Genomic DNA, 24,633 nt, shown 5'->3' on the forward strand with positions numbered 1-24,633 from the left:
GCCATACAAAGCGCCTTAGCAGGCAGCGTGGTTGACGGTAATCACGTGGATGGCCAGACCACCGAGCGAAGTCTCCTTGTATTTGGCCTGCATGTCGGCCCCCGTCTGGCGCATGGTCTCGATCACATCATCGAGGCTGACGAAGTGGGTGCCATCGCCCTTCAGTGCCAGTGAAGCCGCCGTAATGGCTTTGACGGCGCCCATACCATTACGCTCGATGCAGGGGATCTGCACCAGCCCGCCGATCGGATCGCAAGTCATGCCCAGATGGTGTTCGATGCCGATTTCGGCCGCGTTTTCAATCTGCTGATTGCTACCGCCCAGCGCCGCCACCAGACCGGCAGCGGCCATGGCACACGCCACGCCCACTTCGCCCTGACAGCCGATTTCCGCGCCCGAGATCGACGCATTGCGCTTGCACAGCATGCCGATGGCCGCTGCCGTCAACAGGAAATTGCGCACGCCCGTGACAGGATCGACCGGCTTGCAGTCTTCCGCGTAGTAACGCAGCACGGCCGGAATGATGCCTGCAGCACCATTGGTGGGCGCCGTCACGACGCGTCCGCCGGCAGCATTCTCTTCGTTGACCGCCATCGCATACAGGCTGACCTGATGCAGCGCATCGTGCGGTAGATCATTTACCGGTTTGGCGGCAGCGCTCTTATCGTTGGCCTGCTGCCACAGTTTGGCCGCACGACGCTTGACGTTCAGGCCACCGGGCAGCTGACCCGGCGTGCTCAGACCATGGGCGATGCAGTCGCGCATCACCTGCCAGATACGGTCCATGCCCGCATCCAGTTCAGCGTCGCTATAGCGTACGTTTTCATTGGCACGCAACATTTGCGGAATGCTCAGACCCGAGCGCTCGCCATGCGCCAGCAACTGCGCCATGGTGTCGAACGGATATGGGCGCGCCGCATTGCCGCCTACCGCTGGCGCAGCGCTAGCCTGCTCGCCTTCAGCGCGGATAAAGCCGCCCCCTACCGAGTAATACACCTTGCTGGTGCTGGAACCATCCTCGCGCGTCAGGGTAAAACGCATGCCGTTCGGGTGTTCGGCCAGTGATTCGGACATGTGGAACAGCAGATGCTCGGCACGGCGGAATGGCACCCCATGGCTGCCCAGCAGATTGAGCTGGCCACTCGCTTCGGCCTGCGCCAATTGCTGGTCTACGCTGGTAGGATCGACATCCTGCGGCGTCTCGCCCATCAGACCTAGCAGCACCGCCTTGTCGGTGGCGTGACCGACACCGGTCAGTGCCAGCGAACCATACAACTCGGCCGTGACGGCCGTAACGCTATCGAGCGGAGCGTTGTCGAGCAAAAAGCGGCGGGCTGCCACCATCGGCCCCACCGTGTGGGAGCTGGACGGTCCTATGCCGATCTTAAACAGATCAAATACGCTCATATCCATCGTGTGTGTCTCTCTCTAATTCTGTCGGTATTTTTATCGTTACTGCAGGGTGCAACAAAAAAGGCTGCGCATCATACACAGCCTTGGTGGTTCCGATCAAGCCGCCTTGCTCAGACTGACATCGACATTGGCCAGCATGTCGGCCACCATCTCGTCGATGCCGATACGGGCCTGCCAGCCCCAGTCAGCCGTCGCAGCCGCATCGTCGAGGCTCTGCGGCCACGTATCGGCGATGGCCTGACGGCTATCCGGCTTGTAGGCGATCTTGAAGTCCGGCAGCTTGCGGCTGATGGCGGCAGCCAGCTGTTCCGGATTGAACGACACGCCGGCCACGTTGTAGGCCGAACGTACTTTAATCAGCTCGGCCGGCGCGTCCATCAGTTCGATGGTGGCACGGATCGCGTCGGGCATGTAGATCATCGGCAGCGTGGTCTGCGGGCCGAGGAAGGATTCATAGCGCTCGCCGCGCAGCGCCGAATGGAAGATGGCGATCGCGTAATCGGTAGTACCGCCGCCCGGTGGCGACTTGAAGCTGATGATGCCCGGATAGCGGATGCTGCGCACGTCCACACCATACTTGATGAAGTAGTATTCGCACAGCCGTTCGCCAGCCAGCTTGCTGATGCCGTAGATCGTAGTCGGGTCCATCACCGTGGTCTGCGGCGTGCCGACGGCCGGCGTGCTCGGACCGAATGCTGCGATCGACGATGGCCAGAAAATACGCAGTGGCTTGCCGACAGCATTGCGTTCCCGCGCCACTTCAAGAATGTTGAGCAGGCCGTCCATGTTGAGCGTCCACGCTTTCAGTGGTGCCGCTTCGCCGGTGGCCGACAGCATCGCTGCCAGCTGGTACACCTGGGTGATTTCTTCTGCAGCCACCAGTGCAGCCAGCGTGGCTTTATCCAGCACGTTCAGGGTGGTGTAGCGGGCAGCGTTGTACAGATTGTTCGGGCTGATGTCGGCGGCGATCACGTTCTGCGCGCCGTGCTGGGCAGCCAGCGCCTCGACCAGTTCACTGCCGATCTGGCCGTTGGCGCCGATAACGAGGATGCGTTCCTGAGTAGTCATAATCTTGTTCCTGACGATTTTCATTTTTAGTTTTTCAGCAGGCCCAGTTCGCGACCAGCCTGTTCGAATGCTTTGAGTACGGTGACCAGCTGTTCGCGGGTGTGGGCGGCCGACAGCTGCACCCGCACACGCGCCTGCCCCATCGGAACCACCGGATAGAAGAAGCCGCTCAGCAGCACGCCCAGTTCATACATGCGGGCCGCAAACTTCTGCGCTACCTGTGCATCGAACAGCATGACTGGCACGACCGGATGGGTGCCCGGCTTGATGGTGAAGCCGATGCGCTCGATTTCGCCACGGAAGAAGGCCGTGTTTTCATGCAGGCGGTCGCGCAATTCGGTCGAAGCGGACAGCTTCTCCAGTACCGTCAGCGACGCACCGGCGATGGCGGGTGCCAGCGTATTCGAGAACAGATACGGGCGCGATTTCTGGCGCAGCATATCGATCACTTCCTTGCGCGCCGAGGTAAAACCACCCATGGCGCCACCCAGTGCCTTGCCCAGCGTGCCGGTAATGATGTCGATACGGCCCATCACATTGTGGTGCTCGTGGGTGCCACGCCCCGTCGGGCCCATGAAGCCGGAAGCATGGCATTCGTCGATCATCACCAGCGCGCCGTATTTGTCGGCCAGATCGCAGATCTTGTCCAGCTGGGCGATGGTACCGTCCATCGAGAACACACCGTCCGTCACGATGACTTTGTGGCGCTTACCTGCTGCGGCCTGCAGCTGCACTTCCAGATCGGCCATGTCATTGTGGGTGTAGCGGAAGCGCGCGGCCTTGCACAGACGGATACCGTCGATGATGGAAGCGTGGTTCAGCGCGTCGGAAATGATCGCATCGTTCTCGTCGAACAGCGGTTCGAACACGCCGCCGTTGGCGTCGAAGGCCGCCGCATACAGAATCGTATCTTCGGTGCCGAGGAACTTCGAGATCGCCTGTTCCAGCTGCTTGTGCACGGTCTGGGTGCCGCAGATGAAACGCACCGACGACAGGCCGTAACCGTATTTTTCCGTTGCGGCAATGGAAGCCTGCGCCACCCATTCCTGACCGGACAGGCCCAGATAGTTGTTGGCGCACATATTAATCAGCATTCGGCCATCCTCGCCCATCACTTCGGCACCCTGACGCGAAGCCAGTACGCGCTCCGGTTTGTACAGACCCTGCGTACGCAGCTGGTCGAGGTTGTCCTGAAGGCCGGTGAAGAATGCGGATTTTGCCTGAATGCTCATATAGGTTCCTGTCTGTGGTACGATTTCACTACGTTATGAGAAATTCGTTATTTCGAACACGAATTCGATATATCGAATATTACAGAGTCCCATTGAACTCCGCAAGCCATCAGAGGGTGCTGATTCAATTGAAATTTAGACCAAACGCCGAATAAAACAATGCAAACTCCTGTTTCGACCAATGCACCGCCCGAAGTTGGCGCGGCCCTGCAACGTTTGCGTCTGGCCCGCGGCCTGACGCTGGAAGACCTGTCGCGTATCGCCGGTGTCTCCAAATCCATGCTGTCGCAGATAGAACGGGAAAAGGCCAATCCCACCATCGCCATTACCTGGCGGCTGGCGAATGCATTGGGCGTGCAGATCGGCGAACTGCTGGCCACAGCGGAAAAGGCGCCGGAGACTATCCGCATACTGGAAGCGCACGAAACCCCTACCCTGCCCGGCCAGCATGCGGGCTACATCCTGCGCATCCTGGGCCCGATGGAACTGGCAGGAAAATATGAATGGTATGAACTGACGCTGGCGCCGGGCGGCGAACTGGCTTCGCAGGGCCACGATCCCGGTGCGCAGGAGCACGTCACGCTGTTGCACGGCTCAGCCGAAGTGGAAGTGGGCAACGACAAACGCAAACTGAAAGTGGGCGCCACGGCGCGCTATCCGGGCGACCTGCAACACATCATCCGCAATGTCGGCAAAACGGAAGCCAAGGCCCTGCTGGTGGTCATCCACCGCTAGAAATGCCAAAGGCTCCTTGCGGAGCCTTTGATACGACACACTATATAGCCAGCTTACTGCTTGCGGCGGCGTGCAGCAAAACCGATCAATCCCAGACCGGCCAGCATCATGGCATAGGTTTCCGGCTCCGGTACGGCCGATACATTCACGCCGAACATTACCTTATCGAGCGTCGAGGTACTGGTGCCATTGCCGTACTGTATGAGCACGGAATCCAGAGTAACGCCGAGCCCCAGCAGATTGGCATTCTGAGGGCTGATGGTAAAACTGCTGGTACCCGTTGGCGAGCCAGACCAGAAGGCCGATCCACTTGCCGAGTAGCTACCGAGATAACTAGTGGCCAAGAAGCTGTTCCCGCTCATATAGCCAGCTTCCACGCCCAACTCCAGACTATTGGTGACCGAGCCATTAGCTATCGTCGCCGACGCATCGGTAATACCAAAATTAAGCTTAGGCCCAAGCGTATAGCCATTCTTGGCTTGTATGACCAGCGCACTGAACGCTTTGCGCATCGTGGCAGAGTCAGTTTTGTTTGTCAGCGTACTACTGGACTTAGCGATCAGGTCGAAATCATCAGAAATATTAAAGGTGATAGTGTTACCACTAACGCTAAACGCTCCCACGCCCCACAGTTCAGTATCGTAGTAGAACACCACATTATCGCCCTGCACTGCCTGCAGGCTAGTGGCATGCGCTGCGGGAATCAGACTGGCGGCCAGCACACCGGCCGCGATGACTTTTTTGAACACAGAGTTTTTCATTAAGCTACCTCAGACGTAAAGATCGAACCTGTCAGGTTAGGCACCAGACCAGCCTTGTAAATCACTACCGATAAATCCTAACTACCTTGTAGGCGGGACGGCAAATCAAGCCCGGCCATGACGGCGGCGCGCATAAGCCAGTACGCCCACACCGGTCAGTAGCAGCAGATAGGTATCCGGCTCCGGTACTGCGGATACATTGAAGGCATAACTAACCTGATCAATACTGGCGGTGCTGACGCCGGTGCCAGTATGGTTAACACCCAGCAATACCTCACCGCTCAGCCCCAGCGTCTTATAGGTCGCACTACCGACTGCTGTCGTGTAATGTTCGGAATAGCCCGTCTGGTCGGTGTAACCGGAGAGGCTGATGTATTCCAGCGAATGTACCGGCATATACATATCATGTTCATAATTGCCGTAGCTTAAATACTGCCCCACATATCCTATTGCATTACCACCGGCGACCAGATTCGCACTCCCCTGCAAACTTACGCCGACATCCATCGCGAGCGTATAGCCATTCTTTGCTACCACCACCAACGCGCTCGTCGAATGGCCCGTGTAGAAACTGCTCGGTGTATCCGTAGCGCTGAGGCCTGTTACACTCAGCTGATAACTGGCAGGCATCGCGAACGAAATACTATTACCCGTCACGGTCGCCGTATTCGTGCCCCAAACATCCGCGTCATAGTAGAACACCACATTCGCACCCTGTATGGCCTGCATAGTCTGGGCCTGGGCGCCTGCCATGCTGCCAAGTGCTGCAAAAGCGAGAGAGATAACTGCCGCGAACTGTTTAACTTGCATAATTGCAACCTTCCATGAGCGGGTAATTGAATAGGACAATTTCGACAACAATTGTGCGCCGGAATTATCGGCAGCACAATCATTTTCTTGTCTTTTTTTTACCACTACCAGCTGGATTCGCGCTCCGGCGTGGAGCTAATACGGTGGATAGACAGATCGGCGCCCTGGAATTCATCTTCCGGGTCCAGGCGCAGCCCCATCACGGCCTTGATCCCGCCATAGACAATTGCGCCGCCAGCCAACGCAATCACCACGCCCAGCGCGGTGCCGGCCAACTGGGCTGCAAAGGTCACTCCGCCTACACCGCCCAGCGACTTCAGACCAAAGATGCCCGCGGCAATGCCACCCCACGCGCCGCAAAGGCCGTGCAGCGGCCACACACCCAGTACGTCATCGATCTTCCACTTGTTCTGTGCCAGCGTGAACATCGATACAAACAGCGCGCCAGCCACGCAACCGGTAATCAGTGCGCCCAGCGGATGCATCAGGTCGGAACCAGCGCACACCGCCACCAGACCGGCCAGCGGACCGTTGTAGGCAAAGCCGGGGTCATTCTTGCCCATCACCAGCGCTACCAGCGTGCCGCCAACCATGGCCATCAGCGAGTTCACCGCTACCAGACCATTCATCTTGTCCAGTGCCTGCGCACTCATCACGTTGAAGCCGAACCAGCCCACCGTCAGTATCCATGCGCCCAGCGCGAGGAAGGGGATCGACGATGGCGGGTGCGCCGCGATGGCGCCATTCTTCATATAGCGGCCACGGCGTGCGCCCAGCAGCAGCACAGCCGGCAAGGCGATCCAGCCACCCACTGCATGCACCACGACGGAACCGGCGAAGTCATGGAACTCGGCGCCCAAAGCCGCTACCAGCCACTCCTGCACGCCGAAACGGTGATTCCAGACGATGCCCTCGAAGAAGGGATAAACCAGACCCACCAGCAGCGCGGTAGCCACCGTCTGCGGATGGAAACGGGCGCGCTCGGCGATGCCGCCTGAAATAATCGCGGGAATCGCTGCAGCAAAGGTCAGCAGGAAGAAGAACTTGACCAGCTCGTAGCCGTTCTTTTCCGCCAGCACATCGGCCGAGGCGAAGAAATTGATGCCATAGGCAATGCTGTAGCCCACAAAGAAGTAGGCGATCGTCGAGACGGCAAAATCCACCAGAATCTTGACCAGTGCATTCACTTGATTCTTCTTGCGCACGGTGCCCAGTTCAAGAAACGCAAAACCGGCGTGCATGGCCAGAATCATGATGGCCCCGAGCAGAATAAACAGTGCGTCGGCGCCGCTTTTGAAATCACCCATCAGAAATCTCCCCAAAATAATGCAGAAATAGTTGTATGCATTTTGTTGGAGCAATAATCGTACCAATTTGGTGCGAACGATTAAGTACTTGATTTCATGCCGTTTTATTTTTGTGCAGCGGTGCGCACCAAACGCGTGCGCACCGAATTAAGGCATCATTTTGGTGCAAAATCAGATAGGCGCACCGGGCGGTATCACCGGCAGAGTGCGTAGTTTCACGCTGCGGGGGTCACGCAGATAGGCCTGTATCAGTTCGGCGGCCTGCTTGCGGCTGGCGCCCGTACTCCCCGTCGCCGGATGCTGCTGCAGCCACAGTGCCAGTCGCTGCAGGCCCAACTGCAACTGCGCTGCCACTTGCGGATGCAGTTTGCCGCCTTCCAGTACATTCAGTACGCTGTCTAGCACCACCCAGTTGGCTGCCAGCTGCACGGCTTCGCCACCGGCCAGCCCGCTAATTACCGCTACACGCTGCCAGCTGCTGCGCAACACCTGCGCCAGCACAGTATCGGCACCGGGCTGACGGGCGTCGCGCGCCTGCTGCCACGCCAGCCGGTTGAGACGTTCGGCATCGAACAGGAATAGGCTGGTCTGCGCCGCTGCCGCTTCTGCCATCGATAGCGCATCGAACACGGAGGCCATACGGCTGGCAAAGTACTCGCGCCCCCGCTCATAACCGGTGGCGGGCGGCGTCAGCTGATCCAGCACGGACGCCGGCAGTGCCAGATATTCTGCCGTCAGAGTGCTGCACAAACGGGTCAGCGCCTGCTGCTGTAGCGCAGCTGGCGTCACACGGGTACCGGCCCGCGCGCTGCCGGCACGGATATCGCCGGCACTGGTGCTATCGAAACTGGCGCCGCCCAGCAGGCGCGCCAGCGCTTCGGTCTGATAGCGCTGCAGCAGATAGACCGGTACCAGCCGTGCTTCCAGCTCGCCGGCCTGACGCGCCGCTGGTAGCACGTCGTAGGAGAAGCCGGCCAGCGCGCGCTGGCGCACCGCCGTCAACTGGTCCCAGCTACGCAGGCTGTCAGGTCCGAAATCCCACAGCAGGCCATCCGGATGGCTGGCACCGGGGGTGCGCGCATCCTGATCGCTCACATAGGCCATGCCAGCCTGGTGCGCCTCGGCGCGCAGCGCAGCCAGTGCCTGCTGTTCCTGCGCGCCCTGACCGAAATCGCCATAGATGTAGCGCACGATGTAGTCATCCCATGGCCCCACGCCCACGCCGTAAGCCTGCTTGAGCGTGACTTTGCCACTGGCATCGAGCGCCAGCAGCGGATGGGGATAGTCCATCACCGAGCCATTGCCATGTCGGCTGGCGGCGAAGTTATGCGCAAAGCCCAGCGTATGGCCCACTTCATGTGCAGCCAGCTGACGCAGACGGGCCAGTGCCATCTGTTCGGCCAGCTGGGCGGCATCGCCAGGTGCATCCTTGCCATAGGGCGCCAGCAGGCTTTCGGCGATCAGGATATCCTGTCGCACCCGCTGCGAACCCAGCGTCACGGCACCACGGATGATCTGGCCCGTACGCGGATCGGCCAGCGCATTACCATACGACCAGCCACGGGTAGCACGATGTACCCAGTGGATCATGTTGTAGCGGATATCCATCGCATCCGCCCCTTCCGGCAGCACTTCTACGCGGAAGGCATCCTTGTAGCCGGCCTTCTCGAACGCGCTGGCCCACCACGCAGCACCTTCGATCAGCGCCGAACGCACCGGTTCCGGCGCGCCCCGGTCCACGTAATACACGATGGGTTTCTTGACCGTGCTGACAGCGGCCTGCGGATCGGTCTTTTCCAGCCGGTGCCGCACCTGCCAGTGCACATCGATGCTGCTCGCCAGCGGCGTAGCGAAATCGACATAGCTGACGTCGAAACCGCCCGAATACGGGTGATAGGCACGCGGACGCCAGCTACCCTCCAGCACCGGCAGCCGCACCATACTGATACGCTGGCGTAGCGCGATACTGGCCGCATCGGCCGCCACCTGCCGTACGAATTCGCCACTGGCCGGGCCACTGAAGGTCAGCAGCGCTTCCAGTTCCAGATTATCGGGAAAGGCTTTGGCCGTCTCGGCCAGCACAGCGCTGCGTGCCGCATCAATCTGATAGCTGCCCTGCTTGGTCGCCGCCAGCCGCGCAGCCACACCATGCCGGTCAGCCAGCAGGAAGCTGGAAAAGTCCACCAGATGCAGGCTGCCTTCAGTGGCCATGATGTCGCCAGCCCACAGCACGGCCGCGGAGAACGATTCGCGTACGGCGGCACGTTCGTCGGCATCGGCCGAATTGGCGACATAGCCGGTGTTATCGCGTAGCAGGAACAGACGGTTGCCATGCCGTTCGAAATGCACCATCTGCACTTCGCCGCCCTGCCCTCTATCCAAGCCCACGTCATTCGAGCCGAGCGCATACGGCAGCGAAGGAATCAGCAGGAAGGGCTGCTCCAGATTGCTCACGCCCAGCAGCACGCGTCCCTTGCTGGTGTCGCGCCAGAGTTCGAACAGACCGCTCTGCCTTGCCATGCCGCGCGTCAGCTCCGCCAGCGTGGCCGGTGCAGACGATGCTGTGCTGCCTGCCGCCGCTCCGGCCGCGCCACTCAACCCGCCCAAGCTGCCCAAGCCGTCCGAAATGCCACTTGCCGGTGCCGCCAGTGCAGGCGCCATCCAGCCTGCGCTAACTAGCAGCGCCAGCACCAGCCGCCCCCGCACTGGCGCGGCGCTCACGGCTGACCCGCGAGCGGAGCAGCGGCCGCGTCCATCTTCAGTGCGCGGCTGAGGAAGCCCCAGCGATCCGTCACTTCGTCGATCTGCTTGCTGGTGGGCTTACCGGCACCGTGACCGGCCTTGCTGTCGATACGGATCAGGATAGGCGCTGCCGCACCCTGCGCAGCCTGTGCTGCTGCCGCGAACTTGAAGCTATGCGCCGGCACCACACGGTCATCATGGTCGGCCGTGGTAATCATGGTGGCCGGATAGCAGCCGCCCTGCTTCAGATTGTGCAGCGGCGAATACTTGATCAGCGCCTTGAACTCGTCCGGATTGTCGGACGAACCGTAATCCGAAGTCCAGGCCCAGCCGATGGTAAATTTATGGAAGCGCAGCATATCCAGCACGCCCACCTGCGGTATCGCTGCCGCAAACAGTTCCGGCCGCTGGGTCATGGTGGCCCCCACCAGCAGGCCACCATTGCTGCCACCGCCAATCGCCAGTTTGGCCGGCGACGTGATCTTGTGCTCGATCAGCCATTCGGCCGCGCCGATAAAGTCATCGAACACATTCTGTTTCTGCAGCTTGGTGCCGGCCGCATGCCACGCTTCACCGTATTCGCCGCCACCGCGCAAATTCGGCACCACGTACACGCCGCCCATTTCCAGCCACGCCAGATTGGCCACCGAGAAGGCTGGCGTCAGCGAGATATTGAAGCCGCCATAGCCATACAGATAGGTGGGATTGCTGCCGTCATGCTTGATGCCCTTCTTGGCCACGATGAACATTGGCACACGGGTCCCATCGCGGCTGGTGTAGAACTCCTGCCGTACTTCGAAGGCGGAAGGATCGAAGTCCACCCGCGGCTGACGGTACACACTGCTCTTGTTGGTCTTCAGATCGTGACGGTAGATCGTGGTGGGCGTGGTAAAGCTGGTGTAGGAGTAGAAAGTCTCGCTATCGCCACGCTTGCCGCCAAAGCCGCCGGCCGAACCGATGCCGGGCAGTTCGATATCGTGCAGCGGCTTGCCTTTCAGGTCGAACACCTTGACCAGACTATGGGCGTCACTCAGATAGTCGACCACCAGCTGATTGTTGACCAGCGAAGCCGACACCATGGTGTTGGCCGATTCCGCCACCAGTTGCTTCCAGTTGGTCACTGCCGGTTTGCGGATATCGATCGCCACGATGCGGCCGCGCGGCGCATCGCGTTCGGTGCGGAACAGGAATACCGGGCCATCATTGCCGATGAAGCTATACGCAGCATCGAATTCTTCCAGCAGCCCCACCACCGGCGCGCCTTTGCGCGTCAGATCCTTGTAGAACACCCGGTTCTTGTTTTCCGTACCCTGCGAGCCGTTGATGATCAGGTAGCGGCCATCTTCGCTGACTTCGGCACTGAAGCCCCAATCCTTGTGGTCGGGGCGTTCGTACACCAGCGTGTCGGCGCTCTGAGGCGTACCCAGTTTATGGAAGTACAGCTTCTGGAAGTAGTTGACGGCGGCCAGCTTGGTGGCTTCGGTCGGCTCGTCGTAGCGGCTGTAGAAGAAGCCGGAACCGTCATGCAGCCATGCCGTCTGGGAGAATTTGACCCACTTGATATGGTCGCCCGTATCCTTGCCGCTATCGATATCGCGCACATGGATCTCGTTCCAGTCGGAGCCGGAAGCGGCCGTGCTGTAGGCCAGATATTTGCCGTTCGGGCTCACCGCCAGACCAGCCAGCGCCACCGTACCATCGGCTGCCAGCGTATTCGGATCAAGCAGCTGGCGCGGCACGTCGGCCAGCGTCTTCATGGTGTAGAGCACCGCCTGATTCTGCAGGCCGTCGTTACGGCTGTAGAAATAGCGGCCACCTTCCTTGAACGGCACGCTGAAACGCTCGTAGTTCCACAGTTTGGTCAAACGCTGGCGGATCGCATCGCGCGCCGGAATCTGCCCCAGATAACTCTGGGTCAGCTGGTTCTGCGCCTGCACCCATGCGTGGGTCTCGTCGCTATTGGCGTCTTCCAGCCAGCGATACGGATCGGCTACCGTGGTACCGTGATAGACGTCCTGCTGCGCCACCGTGCGCGTCTGCGGATAGCTAGGCGCCGTGCCGCTGGCCGGACAGGTCTGGGCCGTCGCGGTGAAATGAGTAAAAATCAGACTGGCCAGCAGGGTAAGGCGTCGTTGCATACGGATTCCATGGATAGAGGTTCAGGAAACCCGATCATAGCTTGAAGCGTAGCAAATATGAAACGATAGCCGAATGACCAGAGCGATTTTTATTCGGTCGCACCGTCCTGCTGGTGCAACGGCGAGCGCCATCCGGCCAGCCACTCCTTCATCTGCTCCGCAGGAATCGGCCGGCTCATGAAATAGCCCTGCCCCTGATCGCACTTCATGCCGGCCAGCAGACGCCACACATTCTCGCTCTCTATGCCTTCGGCCACCACACGCAGGTCCATGGCTCGCGCCAGACTGATGGTGGACTGCACGATGCGCGCATCGCCCAGATCGGTTTCCATATTCAGCACGAAGGATTTATCGATTTTCAGTTCATTCACGGGCAGGCTTTTCAGATAGGCCAGCGATGAATAGCCGGTGCCGAAGTCGTCGATCGATAGCTCAAAACCCTGCGCGCTCAGGCGTTCCAGCGTCTGCTGCGCCCGCACCGGATCGTCCATGATGGCGCTCTCGGTGATTTCGAGGCAGAACGACTGGGGCGACTGGCCATGACGCTGCAGCATCTCGCCGAACTTCAGCGGCAGATCCTGATCCATCAGATCGCGCGTCGACAGATTGACCGACATCTTCAGATGGTAGCCGGCATGCTCCAGTTCCTGACACAGGCGGGCGGAACGCTCCATCACCCAGCGCGTCAGCACGCGGATAAAGCCGGTCTGCTCGGCAAACGGAATGAACTGGTCGGGGAACACATTGCCGCGCTGCGGATGCTGCCAGCGCACCAGTGCTTCCATGCCCACCACCTGCCCCGACTGCAGGGCGATCTTGGGCTGCACGAAAAGGCGGAACTCGTCGCGCTCGACGGCGTAGCGCAGCTCCGTCAACAGCGACAGACTCTGGGCGCTGCCCTTGTCCAGTGCCGCATCGTAGATCACCGCGCCGTCATTGCGCATCTTGGCGCTGTACATGGCCACTTCGGCCATGCTGAGCAGGGTTTCGCCGTCCTGCGCATGGGCCGGATAGCCGGCAATGCCCACGCCTGCGCCGATATCTACCGTCTGGTCTTCCAGCGACAGAGGGCTCTCCAGCGCGCGCAGAATATCGTCGGCCAGACGGCGCGCCGCTTCGAGTTGCGCCGCCGGCAGCAGCACGGCGAATTCGTCCCCGCCCATCCGCGCCAGCTGGGCCGCCTGCCCGTGCTGGTCCAGCAGCATGCGCAGTCGCTGCGCCACCTGCTGCAGCAGAGCGTCACCGAAACTGTGGCCCATCACGTCGTTGACGTGCTTGAAGCGATCCAGATCCATCATCAGCACAAACACCGACTGGCGCAGCTGCTGCGCCTGTGTCTGCGCATCGTTCAGCAGCAGCAGGAAGCGCGCCCGGTTAGGCAGATCGGTCAGCGTATCCCAGTATGCCAGCCGGCCTATCTGCTCCTCGCGCCGCGCGATACCGGCCCGCATGGCATCGAAGGCGCGCGCCAGCGCACCGATCTCGTCGCTACGCCGGCTATGCACGGGCTGATCGTAGTCGCCCTGCTCCAGCCGGCGCGCCGTCTGCGCCAGCGCGCTGATAGGCTGGGCAATCCGCTTGGCGGTGAACACAATGGCCAGCGACGAGATGACGATGCCGCCCAGCGTCAGCCCGATCAGCCAGTGCTCCAGCCGCACGTATTCGGCGGTGGCCTCGTCGAACGAACGCGCCAGCAGCACTTGCGTACTCTGGTTGCCGGCCTGCCCCAGCGGCAGCAGGCGGGCGCCGTAACGACTTTCACCGAGCATCAGATCAAACGCCTGCTGCCCCGCTGGCGCCATGCTCTGCAGGCGGTTGTGCAACCATTGCGTCTGTGGCGCTTCCAGCGTGGAACCGGCCACCAGCCAGTCGCCGGCCGCATCGCGCGTCAGGATGGTGGTATCGAGGCCGCTGATGCCGCGCATATCGCGCGCTAGCTGCCAGTCGATAGGAAACGTCATCACCACCCAGGCGATGGTAATCGGCGCCTTCACCGGCACCACCACCATCTGGTAGGGCCGGCGGTCGATGATGGCCAGACCGTTGGCGCCGTCGGCCAGTTCGGCCTGATCGAGCATGCCCAGCACCTGCTGTTCCAGCGCGGCGGCCTGCTGCGGATTGGTCGATGCACTGATCTGCCGTTCGCCGTTCACCAGCATGGTCAGCGCCGCCTTGATGCGGCCACCGCTATTGACCAGCGCCGATTCGATGGTGGCCCGATCACTGTCGTCGTTATTCCCGACCAACGCCACGAAAGCCGTATCGCGCGCCAGCAAACGGGCGCCGAAGCGCAAGCTCTGGGCATTCTGTTCCAGCATACGGCCGAACACCTTGCTACCGTTCTCCAGTTCGCTGGCGATCGACTGGCGCGCATTATTTTCGATGCCACGCTGTATCACCAGCAAGCCCACCACCTGCACCGCCACCACCAGCACCAGAAACAGGGTGACGATACGGCTCTCTAAGCTGCGGAAGCGAAACGACATGGGCGCGCCCTAGTGCATGGCGCTATCGTCGGCCGACAGCACTTTGAGGGGAATCCGGAAACTGGCCGCGGCCGCTGCTTCGCCCGCTTTCAGCAGCAATGGCTGTTCGGCCGTGGCGCCGCCCTGTGCGTTGTAATGCCAGGCGCGCAAGGTATAGCGGGCAGCGGCCGGTAGCTCGAGCTGGGCCATGCCATTGCTATCGCTCTTGGCAAAATACGGCGTATCCACTACCCGCACGTAAGCGACCATCTTGTCGTGAATATTACAGCCCAGCACTACCGTGCCGGCCCGCTCGAACACCTGCGGCGCCGCTGCCTGCCCTGAATACAGCTTCTGATCGAATTTATGGGCAGGCGAGAAAGAATAGATGTGGTGCCGCACCCTGTCGTTATTCGGGAACAGAATCGTCGTACCGGTCTGTATCACGCTCACCAGCGGAATGAATTTCAACCCTTTCTGCTCGATCTGGGCAGTGGCCGGATTGCGCGGTGCCGCCAGCGGCGTTTCCGGCTCGGCATACACCACCACATCGGCCAGCGGCTTACCCGCACCATCCTGTAACTGCACCTGCAGGCTGGTGGCTGCGGCATGGATTTGCCAGCCAGCCAGCAGGCAGGCAACAGTGCAACGAAAGACGACACTAGGCATGAGCAATCCGGTGAGCGTAGAGGTATTAGGACGATTGTAGCGCCCAGATAATGTCAGACGGGGAGATTTTTTGTATCCAACCGGAAAAAGTTGCCAAAAGTCACGATAGTGACACAAATCCCCTCTAGCATACGCCCTGTTGCCACCCTACCCGACCTGATTGTGACTCCGCACCGTAGCGCCAGCATCCATTACCTGCCGACTCGCAGCGAGCCGCCAGCCGACCAGCAGCGCATCGAGCTGCTGGAAATTCTGGCCAGACGCCAGCTGAGCGCCCTGTTCCAGCCCATCGTCGATCTGCACAGCGGCGCCATCATCGCCTACGAAGGGCTGATACGGGGTCCCTCCGACAGTCCCCTGCATGCGCCCTTACAGCTATTCAAGGTGGCGCGTGCTTGCGGCTTGAGCGTGGAAGTGGAACACTTGTGCCGCCGTGTGGTACTGGAACGCTATGCCGAACTACAATTGCCGGGCAAACTATTCCTCAACGTCAGTCCCGATATGCTGCTGCAGCGCGACGCCCGCCACGGCGAAACCCTGGGCACCATCCAGCAGCTCGGTATCGCGCCCGAGCAGGTGATCATCGAACTGACGGAGAACCAGCCCACCTACGATTATGCCGCCATGCGCGAAGCCGTGCGCCACTACCGCGCCATGGGCTTCCAGATCGCCATCGATGATCTGGGCGAAGGCTTTGCCAGCCTGCGCCTGTGGTCGGAACTGCGTCCCGAATTCGTCAAGATCGATATGCATTTTATACAGGGCATCCATCAGGACCCCGTCAAACTGCAATTCGTCCGCTCGATACAGGGCATCGCCGAAACATCGGCCACACGCGTGATCGCCGAAGGCATAGAAACCCGCGACGAACTGCTGGCACTGAGTGAACTGGGCGTGGCCTTCGGTCAGGGCTACCATCTGGGCCGCCCCCATGCCCAGCCGCTGCGGGCGATACCGCTGGAAGTGCGCCACCAGCTGGCGCGCAACCGCTGTGCCGATTATCGCCTGCGCAGCAGCGCAAGCCTGCAATACCTGTGGTCCTGCCCCCGTAGCCGTACCCATCTGGCGCTGGCCGGTGTGACTGCCAATTCAGGCCTGTAACTGCAGCTGTCTGCGCGCCTGCTTGCTGCGGCGGCAGCGCTGCCAGCCTAGTCCCGCGCTACGACAGCGCCGCTCGGTACGCACCAGCGTGGCCAGATACTGGCACGCCTGTGGCTGGCCTTGCCTTGCCGCACAGCGGTACCACAGCAGCGCCAGTGCCTGACTCGAAGCGCCGCCCAGTCCCTGCTGATACATCACGGCCAGATTGAATTGGGCCGCTGCCCAGCCCTGTTCGGCCGCCTGCTGGTACAGGCTACGTGCCTGAACCGGATCGGCTGGTACGCCCTCGCCAGCCGCCACCATACAGGCCAGATTGTATTGCGCCAGCATGTGGCTCTGATTCGCTGCACAGCGATACCAGACACATGCCTGGGCCGCATCCTGCGCTACCCCGCATCCCTGCGCCAGCAGTAACGCCAGATTAAATTGTGCTTCAGCATCATCCTGTATGGCGGCACGGCGCAGCCAAGCATAGGCACGTGCTGCATCGGCCGCCACGCCACACCCTTGGGCGTAGGCCAGCCCCAGCATGCGCTCGGCCATGGCTAATTGCTGGGCAGCAGCCTGACGCCACCACGCAACCGCCTGTGCCGCGTCGGTCGCCACGCACCAGCCCTGCTGGTACATCACGCCCAGATGGAACTGGGCGCGCGCATCGTTACGCATGGCCGCTTTGCGCAACCATGCCAGCGCCAGCAGTGTATCGACTCGTACCCCTTCGCCATAAAGATAGGCGGCTCCGATCAGCCCTTGCGCACGGGCACTGCCCTGCTCGGCGGCACGGAAGAACCATGCCAGTGCCATCTCGGCATTGGCCAGCACGCCGCGCCCGTTGCGATACATCATGCCCAGATTCTGCTGCGCCGCCACCTCCCCCTGCAACGCGGCAGCGCGGAACCAGCGCACCGCCTGCCCATCGCTGGCAGCCACACCTTCCCCCGTGTACAGCATGACACCCAGATGATTCTGGGCGAACGCCAGCCCCTGCAAGGCAGAGCGTTCCATCCAGAAATAGGCGCAAGGGGGATCAGGCGCCAGCAGATCGCTGGCGCGGTACAGCAAGGCCAGATTGAACTGGGCATACGGGTCGCCCCGCTCGGCCGCCGCGCGAAACCACGCATAACTGCCGCTGTGATAGCGAGCCGGCTGGGGAGTCTTCATGGCTTACCCTGATCAAGTACGGCAAAATCTTGACCAAAGTATAAAACCCCAAGGGGCGCCGCCTTTGATGGTGCTCAATTCTGCCCCGCCAGCCCGGGTTGCCCCTAGTGATGGGGCCGCACACTGTGCGGGCCGGGCTTGGGGCCCACCGCATAGGCCAGCATGGCCAGCAGGGTCAGACACCAGACGATCAGCGCGCCGGACGGCAGATCGTACAGGGTCGATAGCAGCAGCCCGCTGGCATAGCCGGCTGCACCGATCAGGTAGGCCAGCCACAGGCGGCGGGCAGGCGCATAGTGGCGCACCGCCAGCGCCGGCACGATCAGGCTGGTGAACACCAGATACACCCCCACCAGTTGCACCGATGCCGTCACCGCCAGCGCGAACACCAGATAGAAGCCCAGCCGGCTCAGACGTTCGCCCATGTGGTACAGCAGTGTACAGATCAGCAGCGTACCGGCTGCCGGCAGCAGCAGCTGCTCATAGCGCACCCACAGAATCTGGCCCGCCAGCAGATCCTGCAGATGTTCGCCGCCATGGGGATTGTGCGCCACCAGCAAGATGCCCGCGCTGGCGGCCAGTATGAACATCACCCCGATCTGGGCTTCCTGTACATCCGGCCAGCGCCGCTCGGTCCACGTCAGCAGCACGGCGCCCAGCACGGCGGCCGTTGCCGCTGCCGCCTGCACGGCCCAGCTATGGGGATCGAGCTCGGCGACACCGGCAATGATCACTCCCAGCGCCGCGATCTGGGCGATGGCCAGATCGATGAACACGATGCCCCGGCGCAGTACCTGCGCCCCCAGCGGCACATGCGTCAGCAGCACCAGCAAACCGGCCAGCAAGGCCGGCACGATAATCATCAGGTCGAGCGCATCGCTATCCATTATTTATTCGCTTCCAGCAGACGTTGCACCGTGCTGTCGAACAGCCCGAACAGGTCCCTGCTGCGGTCGTCACCGCCTACCGAGAATGGCAGTACTACCACCGGTATGCGCGCATGTTCGCTCAGCCACTGGGAAGCCCGGCCATCCTGATAGCCGGCGCGCAGCACCATGCGGGCCGGCACACGCTGCAACTGGGCCAGCAGGCCGGAAAGATGGGCCGCACTGGGCTCGACACCCGGCTTAGGCTCCAGCGTTCCCACCTGATGCATGCCCAGCCAGTTCATCAGATATTCCATGTTCTTGTGGTGTTCCACCACGGCCACACCCTTCAGGCTGGCCGCCTGCTTTTCCCACTTCTGCACGGCACTCTCCCAGCGCTGCGCGAAATCTTTCTGGCGCGCCTGATAGTAGGCCGCATTGGCCGGATCCAGTTCGGCCAGCCGCTTGCTCAGTGCCACCCCCACCAGTGCGATATTGTGGGGATTCTGCTGAATGTGCGGGTTGCCGGCCGCATGCACATCGCCATCGCTACGGTCTACCCGCGTCGGCACATCGAGACGTGGCACCAGCGTGCCCGCTTCGAAATTGCCGGGCTGCCCCGGCGCTATCTTGCTGTTACCGGACTGCTGTACCAGCACGGGCAGCCAGCCCGCTTCCAGTTCCAGCCCGGTACACACCAGCAACTGGGCGTTGCGGGTGCGGGCAATCAGACTAGGCCGGGCTTCCACCCGGTGCGGATCCTGCAACGCCGTGGTGGCGCTGCTGACTTTGACTTTATCGCCGCCCAGTTCATTCGTCAGGGCTTCCCATTCCGGCTCGCAAGCCAGTACATTCAGTGCTGCGTGGGCCGGCGCCATAACGGCCAGCGCCAGCAGAGCCAGCAGAGCAGCTTTATTCAATCGTTGCATGTTCACTCCTTAGAACGCGTGGGCCGCATGGGTGCCCAGACTCATGATGTATTGAAGGTAGATCTGCGTATCATTGACCCCAGCGCGGCTCTGTTCGCGTGCCAGTTGCAGGCGCAGACGGGAGAACTCCGACGGGCTGTAATCGAGCATCAGACTGCTGCGACGGGGCCGGAAGCTCTGCAGTATCGGCAGCGCGGCGTTATCGGCCAGGGTGTAGCGCAGGCTACCACTGTCCAGGCTGTCATAACGCAGGCCGGCACGCCAGTTCGGCATGAACTGGTAGACACTTTGCAGATACCAGCCCGACTGCACGCTGCGGTAGTCGGTGCTGGCAGCGTCCGGCGTGGCACTGGCGTAATCGAGCACCCCGTCCTCGCTACGGCGGAAATACTCACCCTGCAGTTTGAAATTGGTACTGACGGCGTTGCCTTGCGGCGCCCATTTAAAGATGGCGTCAGCCACCCATAGACGGGCGCGGCCGCTGAAGCTGTGCTCCAGTTCAGCGTCGCTAAAGCTGCGCTGGCTGGCCCCCGTGCGCAGATAGGACAGGCCGGCCCGATAGCTGGCCGATGCGCCCAGATCGTCACCGAGGTGGGCAAATACGGCGTAGGCGCCGGCACCGTTACGGTTGCGCGCATTGCCGGGGAAAGCGTCGCCATTCCCCGCTTCTACACCCAGTTGCACATATTGATCGAGCGGTGCCAGCCAAGTCGCCTGTACCCCGTCAGTCTTGTACTGGCCGCCAAGGAAGGCCTGATAGGCCAGCGGCGCGCCGATAAAGTCCCAGGTGTGGGCGTGCTGGCCGTTCAGATAGCCCAGACCGGACAGCATGCGGCCCGCCTTCAGATTCAGGCCGTTTTCCAGGGCGCGCGTGCGCACATAGGCTTCTTCCACGCTGGCCTCGTTCTCGCCACTCAGGGCAAAGGTCAGCTGCCCGGCAAAGTGGGGATCGATATTGGCCGACAGCGTAAGCTCCGATTCACCCAGATTGAAGCTGCGCTGGCCCGGTCCTGCTTCACCGCCAGCGGGTATGAAGCCCTGCAGCGCATACTGCTGCGGATCGGCACTTAGGTTTTGCCAGGTTCCACCCAAAATCATAGAGATGTTCGGGTTATACAGATTCGATGGCGTCGCCGCCGCCGGTGCCGAAGCCGCAATGGCAGCTGCAGGCGCTGCGACGGGAGTAGCGGCCGGGGCCGCCAGCGCGCTTGGCGGCGCGCTTTGCGGTACAGATTCCGCAGCCACTGCAGGCGCCAGCGCAGCCCGCGTCTGAGCGGCCGCTTCGGCAACCTGCAAACGCGCTTCCAGCGCCTGCAGACGGTTTTCGTAAGCCTGTTTCATCGCACTGATTTCGGCGCGCATCGCTGCCAGTTCGGCAGTGCCAGGGTGGACGGCAGCGCTAGCCTGGGCAGGCGCAGGAGTGGCGGCGTGCGCGTACGGCGCCGCCAGGGCAGCGCTCATCGCGGCCGCCAGCATACGGGTATGTTTCATGTTCAGTCCTGTGTAAGTCGATACAACGAATCCGCCGGACAGCTAGGCTACCAGCGGATGTGACGGTATTTCAGCAGGACAGAACGGGGGGTGCGCGCGAATGGTAGGCTGTGCAAGGCGACAGCGGCAGCAGCGCCAGCGGCGCAACCGCCGCGACGACGGCAACGCCGTCGAGCAGGGGGAAGGAATAGCTATGCGTATCGACCGCCCCTGTGATCTGGGCAACGGCCAGACACTGGGCGCAGCTATGGTCAAAGCCAAGCTTGGTAATACCGTTCAGGTGCGGATCGGACTCGGGCACAAAGGCCGGCGCGGCCGTGGCCGGATCTGGCGTCTGGCTGGCGGCCAGCCCCGTCAGCGCAGTGGCATGCGTGAGCGCGTGCGCGTACCCCATCTGCTGGGAGAACACCAGCAGAAGCGACAACAGCATACGGAAAAGTAAGCGGCGCACTTGCACAAAAGACAATATTAATGACAACAACCAGCGTATTGTAATGCCACTCTTGCTAATTAGCGCAGTTTTTGTCCACTCCGGGCAGAAAGAAACTGCGGCACCTTGGCGGCAGACAGCCCGTTCACGGCCACCAGCAACTCTGGCGCCACCGTCTCCCAGCCATACTGGCGGGCCAGATCGCAGCCTATGCGCAGCAGCACTTGCGCCGCCACTTCGGCATCGGCCTCGGCACGGTGGGCGGCGCTGGCAAAGCGGATCTCCAGCTGGCGCGCCAGATCGCCCAGCCGGTAGCTGGCCATGCCCGGATACACGCGGCGCGCCAGTTTCAGCGAACACAATACAGCCGGATAGGCCGGCACCAGCCCCAGACTGGCCGCTTCGGCCTGCAGGAATTTGTCATCGAACGATGCATTGTGAGCCGCCAGCGTATCGTTGCCGATGAACTCCAGCAATTGCGGCAGTACCTGCTGCACCGGTGGTGCAGCATCCACCATGGCCTGGGTGATGCCGGTGAGCCCCGTAATAAAAGCCGGGATGCGTACCCCGCAATTGACCAGCGAAACAAAGCGCTCTACCACGCGGCCTTCACGCAGGCGCAAAGCCGCCACTTCGGTGATACGGTCGCCGTTGGCCGGCGACAGCCCCGTGGTTTCGAAGTCCAGCATCACCAAGGATGGTCCCAGCATCGTTGCTCCTAACCGAATTTACGGGCGGCATCGAGCGCCAGACCGGCGCCGATGCTGCCAAACAGATCGCCTTCGACGCGGCGCGCCGTCGGCACCAGCGCGGCGATGCGCTCGCGCAGCAGACGCACCCCGCTCGAGCCACCCGTGAAGAATACGGTATCGACCGCGCTGGCGGCCACGCCGGCATCACGCAGCAGCGTCTGCACGGTGCTCTCCACCGAACTGACCAGCTGCTCCGAGGCGGCATCGAACTGGGCGCGGGTGATCTCCAGCGCGACCGGCGGGGACAGGCGATCCAGTTCCAGCAGCGCGCTGGTGGCATCGGACAGGGCGATCTTGCCCTGCTCGACCTGCATCGCCAGCCAGTGACCGGCGCGGTCTTCGATCAGGTTCTGCAAGCGCCCCAGCTTGGCCGGCTCGGCGGCATCGCGCAACAGGTCGGCCAGTTGCAGCGAGGCCTTCTTGGTATAGGCCTGATTAATCGTATGCCATGTCGCCAGATTGAAGTAATAGCTGGATGGCACTTCACTATTGCTGCGCAGCCGGCTACCGTAGCCCAGCAGCGGCATCACACTGGCCAGTGACAGATATTTATCGAAATCGGTACCGCCGATGTGCACCCCGCCGTTGGCCAGAATATCGTCGCGCCGCTCCACCCGCGTGGCCCGCTCGGGCGACAGGCGCAGCAGCGAGAAGTCCGAGGTACCGCCGCCGATGTCGGCAATCAGCACCAGCTCTTCGCGGCTGATCTGCGATTCATAATCGAAGGCGGCGGCGATAGGCTCGAACTGGAAAGCCACCTCTTTGTAGCCGACCGAACGGGCAATCTGCTCCAGCGTATCCTGCGCCAGCTGGTCGTTGGCGGCACTATCGTCGATGAAATGCACGGGACGGCCAAACACGGCCGAACTGAATTCGCGCCCGGCAGCCTGCTCGGCACGGTGTTTGAGCTCGCCAATAAACTGGGCCAGCAAAGTACGGAATGGCAGCGCGCGCCCCGCCACTTCTGTCTGGCCTTCCATCAGCGTGGTACCCAGCAGACTCTTCATGGAGCGCATCAGCCGCCCTTCGTAGCCGGCCAGATAATCGGCCAGCGCCGCGCGGCCATAGCGCACCACCTCATCGTCGGCATTGAAAAATACCACCGACGGCAGCGTCACCTTGCCATCTTCCAGCCCCAGCATCACGGGCTGACCCGGCTGAACCCAGCCGACGGTCGAATTGGAGGTGCCAAAATCGACACCGCATGCAATGGCCATGTGCACCCTTGAACAAAATAGAGGGGCGTAATGTTAGCAGAACTGGCGCCTGCACTTGCAAAAATCTGCTCCTGCGGGGCAAATTCCCTGCACTGCCACAAGGTCAGCACTATTTCTCAATGGAAAGCGATTATTGTTGCCCTTCGGTAATTTATTGGTTATGCTGACCAGTATTGCCGCTTAAGAGCAAACCATCAGTACCAATACCCCAGCAGGAGACAATGAGCCCGCCCAAGCGCACGATAGAAGCCAGTGCCGCCGCCCAGATAGCCGAACTGGCGGCACAGTCACGCCGCGTCACTTCGTATGATGTGGCGCTGGTGGCTGGTGTGTCGCAATCGGCCGTGTCGCGCTGCTTCAAGCCTGGCGCCAGTGTTTCCAAAGCCACGTTTGCGCGGGTAATGAAGGCGGCCGCCCTGCTCGACTATGTACCCAACGCGGCCGCACGCAGCCTGATTACGCGCCGCACCAATATGGTCGCGGTGCTGATTACCAACCGTGCCAATCTGTACTATCCGGAATTGCTGGCCGAACTGAGCCAGCAGCTCACGCCCCATGGCAAACGGGTACTGCTGTTCCCGCTGGCCGGTGAATCGGAAGCGGCGCGGGTACTGGGCGATCTATGGCAGTTCCAGGTCGATGGGGTGATCGCTGCGGCCCATCTGCCCGCTACCGCCGTGGCCGAATTCCGCCGCCACCGCGTACCGCTGGTAGTGTTCAACCGCCTGCTGGACGATCACAGCGTACATACCGTCAGTTGCGACCATCGCGCTGCGGGGCGCATGCTGGCGGCCCGACTGGCCGCCGCCGGCCACCGCAAGTTCGGCATCATCACCGGCAGCACGGATTCGGTCGTGGCCGTCAGCCGGCTGCTGGGCGTCGCCGAACAACTGGCCGAACTGGGACTGCCGCCACCGCAAGTGGTGACGGGCGAATTCGACTATCACAGCGGTGCCGCCGGCCTGAAGACCCTGATCGCCCGCCATGGCGGCACCCCTGACGCCATCATCTGTGCCAACGACGTGATGGCCATCGGCTGTCTCGATTGCGCCCGCCACGAGCTGGGCATCGATGTGCCGGGCCAGCTCTCCGTGGCCGGACTGGATGCCGTCGAGCCGTCCAACTGGCTCAGCTACAACCTCACCACGCTGCGCCAGCCCATGGCGCAGATGGCAGCAGCGGCCGCCCAGCAGGTCTGCCGGCTGATCGAGCGGCCCGAACTGGGCGCGGCACGTCAGTTATTCGATGCCCAGTTCATCGAAGGTGCCACGGCACGCCTGCAGCCGCGCGCGAGCGGCATTAACCAGCCTTTCAGCTTGCCCCAGCCGCTGGCTATAATGTAGCGG

Annotated in this window: 19 protein-coding genes and 1 pseudogene; 3 read left to right on the plus strand and 17 right to left on the minus strand. The window is 61.7% G+C overall.

Going from position 1 to position 24,633, the window contains the following annotated elements; genetic code table 11:
• Positions 1-15: 15 nt before the first annotated feature.
• The 3 genes from ABNT42_RS14995 to kbl all read right to left on the minus strand — a co-directional run bounded on the left by ABNT42_RS14995 (position 16) and on the right by kbl (position 3,713).
• Positions 16-1,413, minus strand: coding sequence for an L-serine ammonia-lyase (locus ABNT42_RS14995; RefSeq protein ID WP_348698262.1), 1,398 nt, complete (start codon positions 1,411-1,413; stop codon positions 16-18).
• A 96-nt stretch (positions 1,414-1,509) separates the two neighbouring features.
• On the minus strand, positions 1,510-2,481 hold the full coding sequence (locus ABNT42_RS15000; RefSeq protein ID WP_348698264.1) for an NAD-dependent epimerase/dehydratase family protein: 972 nt from the start codon (positions 2,479-2,481) through the stop codon (positions 1,510-1,512).
• Positions 2,482-2,507: 26 nt separating this feature from the next.
• Positions 2,508-3,713: a glycine C-acetyltransferase gene (kbl, locus tag ABNT42_RS15005; RefSeq protein ID WP_348698266.1), complete on the minus strand. Its 1,206-nt coding sequence runs from the start codon at positions 3,711-3,713 to the stop codon at positions 2,508-2,510.
• 159 nt (positions 3,714-3,872) lie between these two features.
• On the opposite strand from kbl, the gene ABNT42_RS15010 reads away from it, so the two are divergent.
• Positions 3,873-4,448 (plus strand): XRE family transcriptional regulator, encoded by a 576-nt coding sequence (locus ABNT42_RS15010; protein ID WP_348698268.1) that lies wholly within the window; start codon positions 3,873-3,875, stop codon positions 4,446-4,448.
• Between the two features lie 53 nt (positions 4,449-4,501).
• Here ABNT42_RS15010 and ABNT42_RS15015 read toward each other — a convergent pair whose 3' ends face one another.
• The 7 genes from ABNT42_RS15015 to ABNT42_RS15045 form a co-directional block, all read right to left on the minus strand.
• Complete coding sequence (locus ABNT42_RS15015) at positions 4,502-5,209, minus strand: FxDxF family PEP-CTERM protein (protein WP_348698269.1); 708 nt, start codon at positions 5,207-5,209, stop codon at positions 4,502-4,504.
• A gap of 105 nt (positions 5,210-5,314) precedes the next feature.
• Entirely contained in the window at positions 5,315-6,124 is an 810-nt protein-coding gene (locus tag ABNT42_RS15020; protein ID WP_348698271.1) for a PEP-CTERM sorting domain-containing protein, read from the minus strand.
• The gene (locus ABNT42_RS15025; protein ID WP_348698273.1) at positions 6,124-7,326 is read right to left on the minus strand and encodes an ammonium transporter; all 1,203 of its coding nucleotides are present in this window, start codon (positions 7,324-7,326) and stop codon (positions 6,124-6,126) included. The genes ABNT42_RS15020 and ABNT42_RS15025 overlap by 1 nt, the downstream gene beginning before the upstream one ends.
• Positions 7,327-7,497: 171 nt before the next feature.
• Positions 7,498-10,047 (minus strand): zinc-dependent metalloprotease, encoded by a 2,550-nt coding sequence (locus ABNT42_RS15030; RefSeq protein WP_348698275.1) that lies wholly within the window; start codon positions 10,045-10,047, stop codon positions 7,498-7,500.
• Positions 10,044-12,206: a prolyl oligopeptidase family serine peptidase gene (locus tag ABNT42_RS15035; RefSeq protein WP_348698276.1), complete on the minus strand. Its 2,163-nt coding sequence runs from the start codon at positions 12,204-12,206 to the stop codon at positions 10,044-10,046. Before ABNT42_RS15035 ends, ABNT42_RS15030 begins: the two co-directional genes overlap by 4 nt.
• An 89-nt stretch (positions 12,207-12,295) precedes the next feature.
• Positions 12,296-14,692, minus strand: coding sequence for an EAL domain-containing protein (locus tag ABNT42_RS15040; RefSeq protein WP_348698278.1), 2,397 nt, complete (start codon positions 14,690-14,692; stop codon positions 12,296-12,298).
• 9 nt (positions 14,693-14,701) lie between these two features.
• On the minus strand, positions 14,702-15,340 hold the full coding sequence (locus ABNT42_RS15045; RefSeq protein WP_348698279.1) for a methylamine utilization protein: 639 nt from the start codon (positions 15,338-15,340) through the stop codon (positions 14,702-14,704).
• A gap of 195 nt (positions 15,341-15,535) precedes the next feature.
• On the opposite strand from ABNT42_RS15045, the pseudogene ABNT42_RS15050 reads away from it, so the two are divergent.
• A pseudogene (locus ABNT42_RS15050) lies at positions 15,536-16,309 on the plus strand (EAL domain-containing protein); the annotation flags it as partial.
• Between the two features lie 120 nt (positions 16,310-16,429).
• Here the strand turns inward: ABNT42_RS15050 and ABNT42_RS15055 are convergent.
• The 7 genes from ABNT42_RS15055 to ABNT42_RS15085 all read right to left on the minus strand — a co-directional run bounded on the left by ABNT42_RS15055 (position 16,430) and on the right by ABNT42_RS15085 (position 23,287).
• Positions 16,430-17,602, minus strand: coding sequence for an SEL1-like repeat protein (locus tag ABNT42_RS15055; protein ID WP_348698281.1), 1,173 nt, complete (start codon positions 17,600-17,602; stop codon positions 16,430-16,432).
• A 104-nt stretch (positions 17,603-17,706) separates the two neighbouring features.
• The gene (locus ABNT42_RS15060) at positions 17,707-18,489 is read right to left on the minus strand and encodes a metal ABC transporter permease (protein ID WP_348698283.1); all 783 of its coding nucleotides are present in this window, start codon (positions 18,487-18,489) and stop codon (positions 17,707-17,709) included.
• Positions 18,489-19,397: a zinc ABC transporter substrate-binding protein gene (locus ABNT42_RS15065; RefSeq protein ID WP_348698285.1), complete on the minus strand. Its 909-nt coding sequence runs from the start codon at positions 19,395-19,397 to the stop codon at positions 18,489-18,491. Before ABNT42_RS15065 ends, ABNT42_RS15060 begins: the two co-directional genes overlap by 1 nt.
• Before the next feature lie 9 nt (positions 19,398-19,406).
• Complete coding sequence (locus ABNT42_RS15070) at positions 19,407-20,888, minus strand: TonB-dependent receptor (RefSeq protein ID WP_348698287.1); 1,482 nt, start codon at positions 20,886-20,888, stop codon at positions 19,407-19,409.
• 70 nt (positions 20,889-20,958) lie between these two features.
• Positions 20,959-21,318 carry a hypothetical protein gene (locus ABNT42_RS15075; protein ID WP_348698288.1) on the minus strand — a complete coding sequence of 120 codons (360 nt, stop codon included), beginning with the start codon at positions 21,316-21,318 and terminating at the stop codon, positions 20,959-20,961.
• Positions 21,319-21,398: 80 nt separating this feature from the next.
• Positions 21,399-22,028 carry a 3'-5' exonuclease gene (locus ABNT42_RS15080; protein WP_348698290.1) on the minus strand — a complete coding sequence of 210 codons (630 nt, stop codon included), beginning with the start codon at positions 22,026-22,028 and terminating at the stop codon, positions 21,399-21,401.
• An 8-nt stretch (positions 22,029-22,036) separates the two neighbouring features.
• On the minus strand, positions 22,037-23,287 hold the full coding sequence (locus tag ABNT42_RS15085) for an Hsp70 family protein (RefSeq protein ID WP_348698291.1): 1,251 nt from the start codon (positions 23,285-23,287) through the stop codon (positions 22,037-22,039).
• 221 nt (positions 23,288-23,508) lie between these two features.
• Here ABNT42_RS15085 and ABNT42_RS15090 point away from each other — a divergent pair, with 221 nt between their 5' ends.
• Positions 23,509-24,630: a LacI family DNA-binding transcriptional regulator gene (locus ABNT42_RS15090; protein ID WP_348698293.1), complete on the plus strand. Its 1,122-nt coding sequence runs from the start codon at positions 23,509-23,511 to the stop codon at positions 24,628-24,630.
• The last annotated feature ends 3 nt before the right edge of the window (positions 24,631-24,633 follow it).

It is taken from the genome of Duganella fentianensis (assembly GCF_964031615.1).
GTDB lineage: Bacteria > Pseudomonadota > Gammaproteobacteria > Burkholderiales > Burkholderiaceae_D > Rugamonas > Rugamonas fentianensis_A.

Excerpts from the sequence above, each read along its gene's own strand:
- ABNT42_RS14995 (WP_348698262.1), bottom strand. The coding sequence starts at position 1,413 with ATGGATATGAGCGTATTTGATCTGTTTAAGATCGGCATAGGACCGTCC.
- ABNT42_RS15000 (WP_348698264.1), bottom strand. The coding sequence starts at position 2,481 with ATGACTACTCAGGAACGCATCCTCGTTATCGGCGCCAACGGCCAGATC.
- kbl (WP_348698266.1), bottom strand. The coding sequence starts at position 3,713 with ATGAGCATTCAGGCAAAATCCGCATTCTTCACCGGCCTTCAGGACAAC.
- ABNT42_RS15010 (WP_348698268.1), top strand. The coding sequence starts at position 3,873 with ATGCAAACTCCTGTTTCGACCAATGCACCGCCCGAAGTTGGCGCGGCC.
- ABNT42_RS15015 (WP_348698269.1), bottom strand. The coding sequence starts at position 5,209 with ATGAAAAACTCTGTGTTCAAAAAAGTCATCGCGGCCGGTGTGCTGGCC.
- ABNT42_RS15025 (WP_348698273.1), bottom strand. The coding sequence starts at position 7,326 with ATGGGTGATTTCAAAAGCGGCGCCGACGCACTGTTTATTCTGCTCGGG.
- ABNT42_RS15035 (WP_348698276.1), bottom strand. The coding sequence starts at position 12,206 with ATGCAACGACGCCTTACCCTGCTGGCCAGTCTGATTTTTACTCATTTC.
- ABNT42_RS15040 (WP_348698278.1), bottom strand. The coding sequence starts at position 14,692 with ATGTCGTTTCGCTTCCGCAGCTTAGAGAGCCGTATCGTCACCCTGTTT.
- ABNT42_RS15045 (WP_348698279.1), bottom strand. The coding sequence starts at position 15,340 with ATGCCTAGTGTCGTCTTTCGTTGCACTGTTGCCTGCCTGCTGGCTGGC.
- ABNT42_RS15055 (WP_348698281.1), bottom strand. The coding sequence starts at position 17,602 with ATGAAGACTCCCCAGCCGGCTCGCTATCACAGCGGCAGTTATGCGTGG.
- ABNT42_RS15060 (WP_348698283.1), bottom strand. The coding sequence starts at position 18,489 with ATGGATAGCGATGCGCTCGACCTGATGATTATCGTGCCGGCCTTGCTG.
- ABNT42_RS15065 (WP_348698285.1), bottom strand. The coding sequence starts at position 19,397 with ATGCAACGATTGAATAAAGCTGCTCTGCTGGCTCTGCTGGCGCTGGCC.
- ABNT42_RS15070 (WP_348698287.1), bottom strand. The coding sequence starts at position 20,888 with ATGAAACATACCCGTATGCTGGCGGCCGCGATGAGCGCTGCCCTGGCG.
- ABNT42_RS15075 (WP_348698288.1), bottom strand. The coding sequence starts at position 21,318 with ATGCTGTTGTCGCTTCTGCTGGTGTTCTCCCAGCAGATGGGGTACGCG.
- ABNT42_RS15080 (WP_348698290.1), bottom strand. The coding sequence starts at position 22,028 with ATGCTGGGACCATCCTTGGTGATGCTGGACTTCGAAACCACGGGGCTG.
- ABNT42_RS15085 (WP_348698291.1), bottom strand. The coding sequence starts at position 23,287 with ATGGCCATTGCATGCGGTGTCGATTTTGGCACCTCCAATTCGACCGTC.
- ABNT42_RS15090 (WP_348698293.1), top strand. The coding sequence starts at position 23,509 with ATGAGCCCGCCCAAGCGCACGATAGAAGCCAGTGCCGCCGCCCAGATA.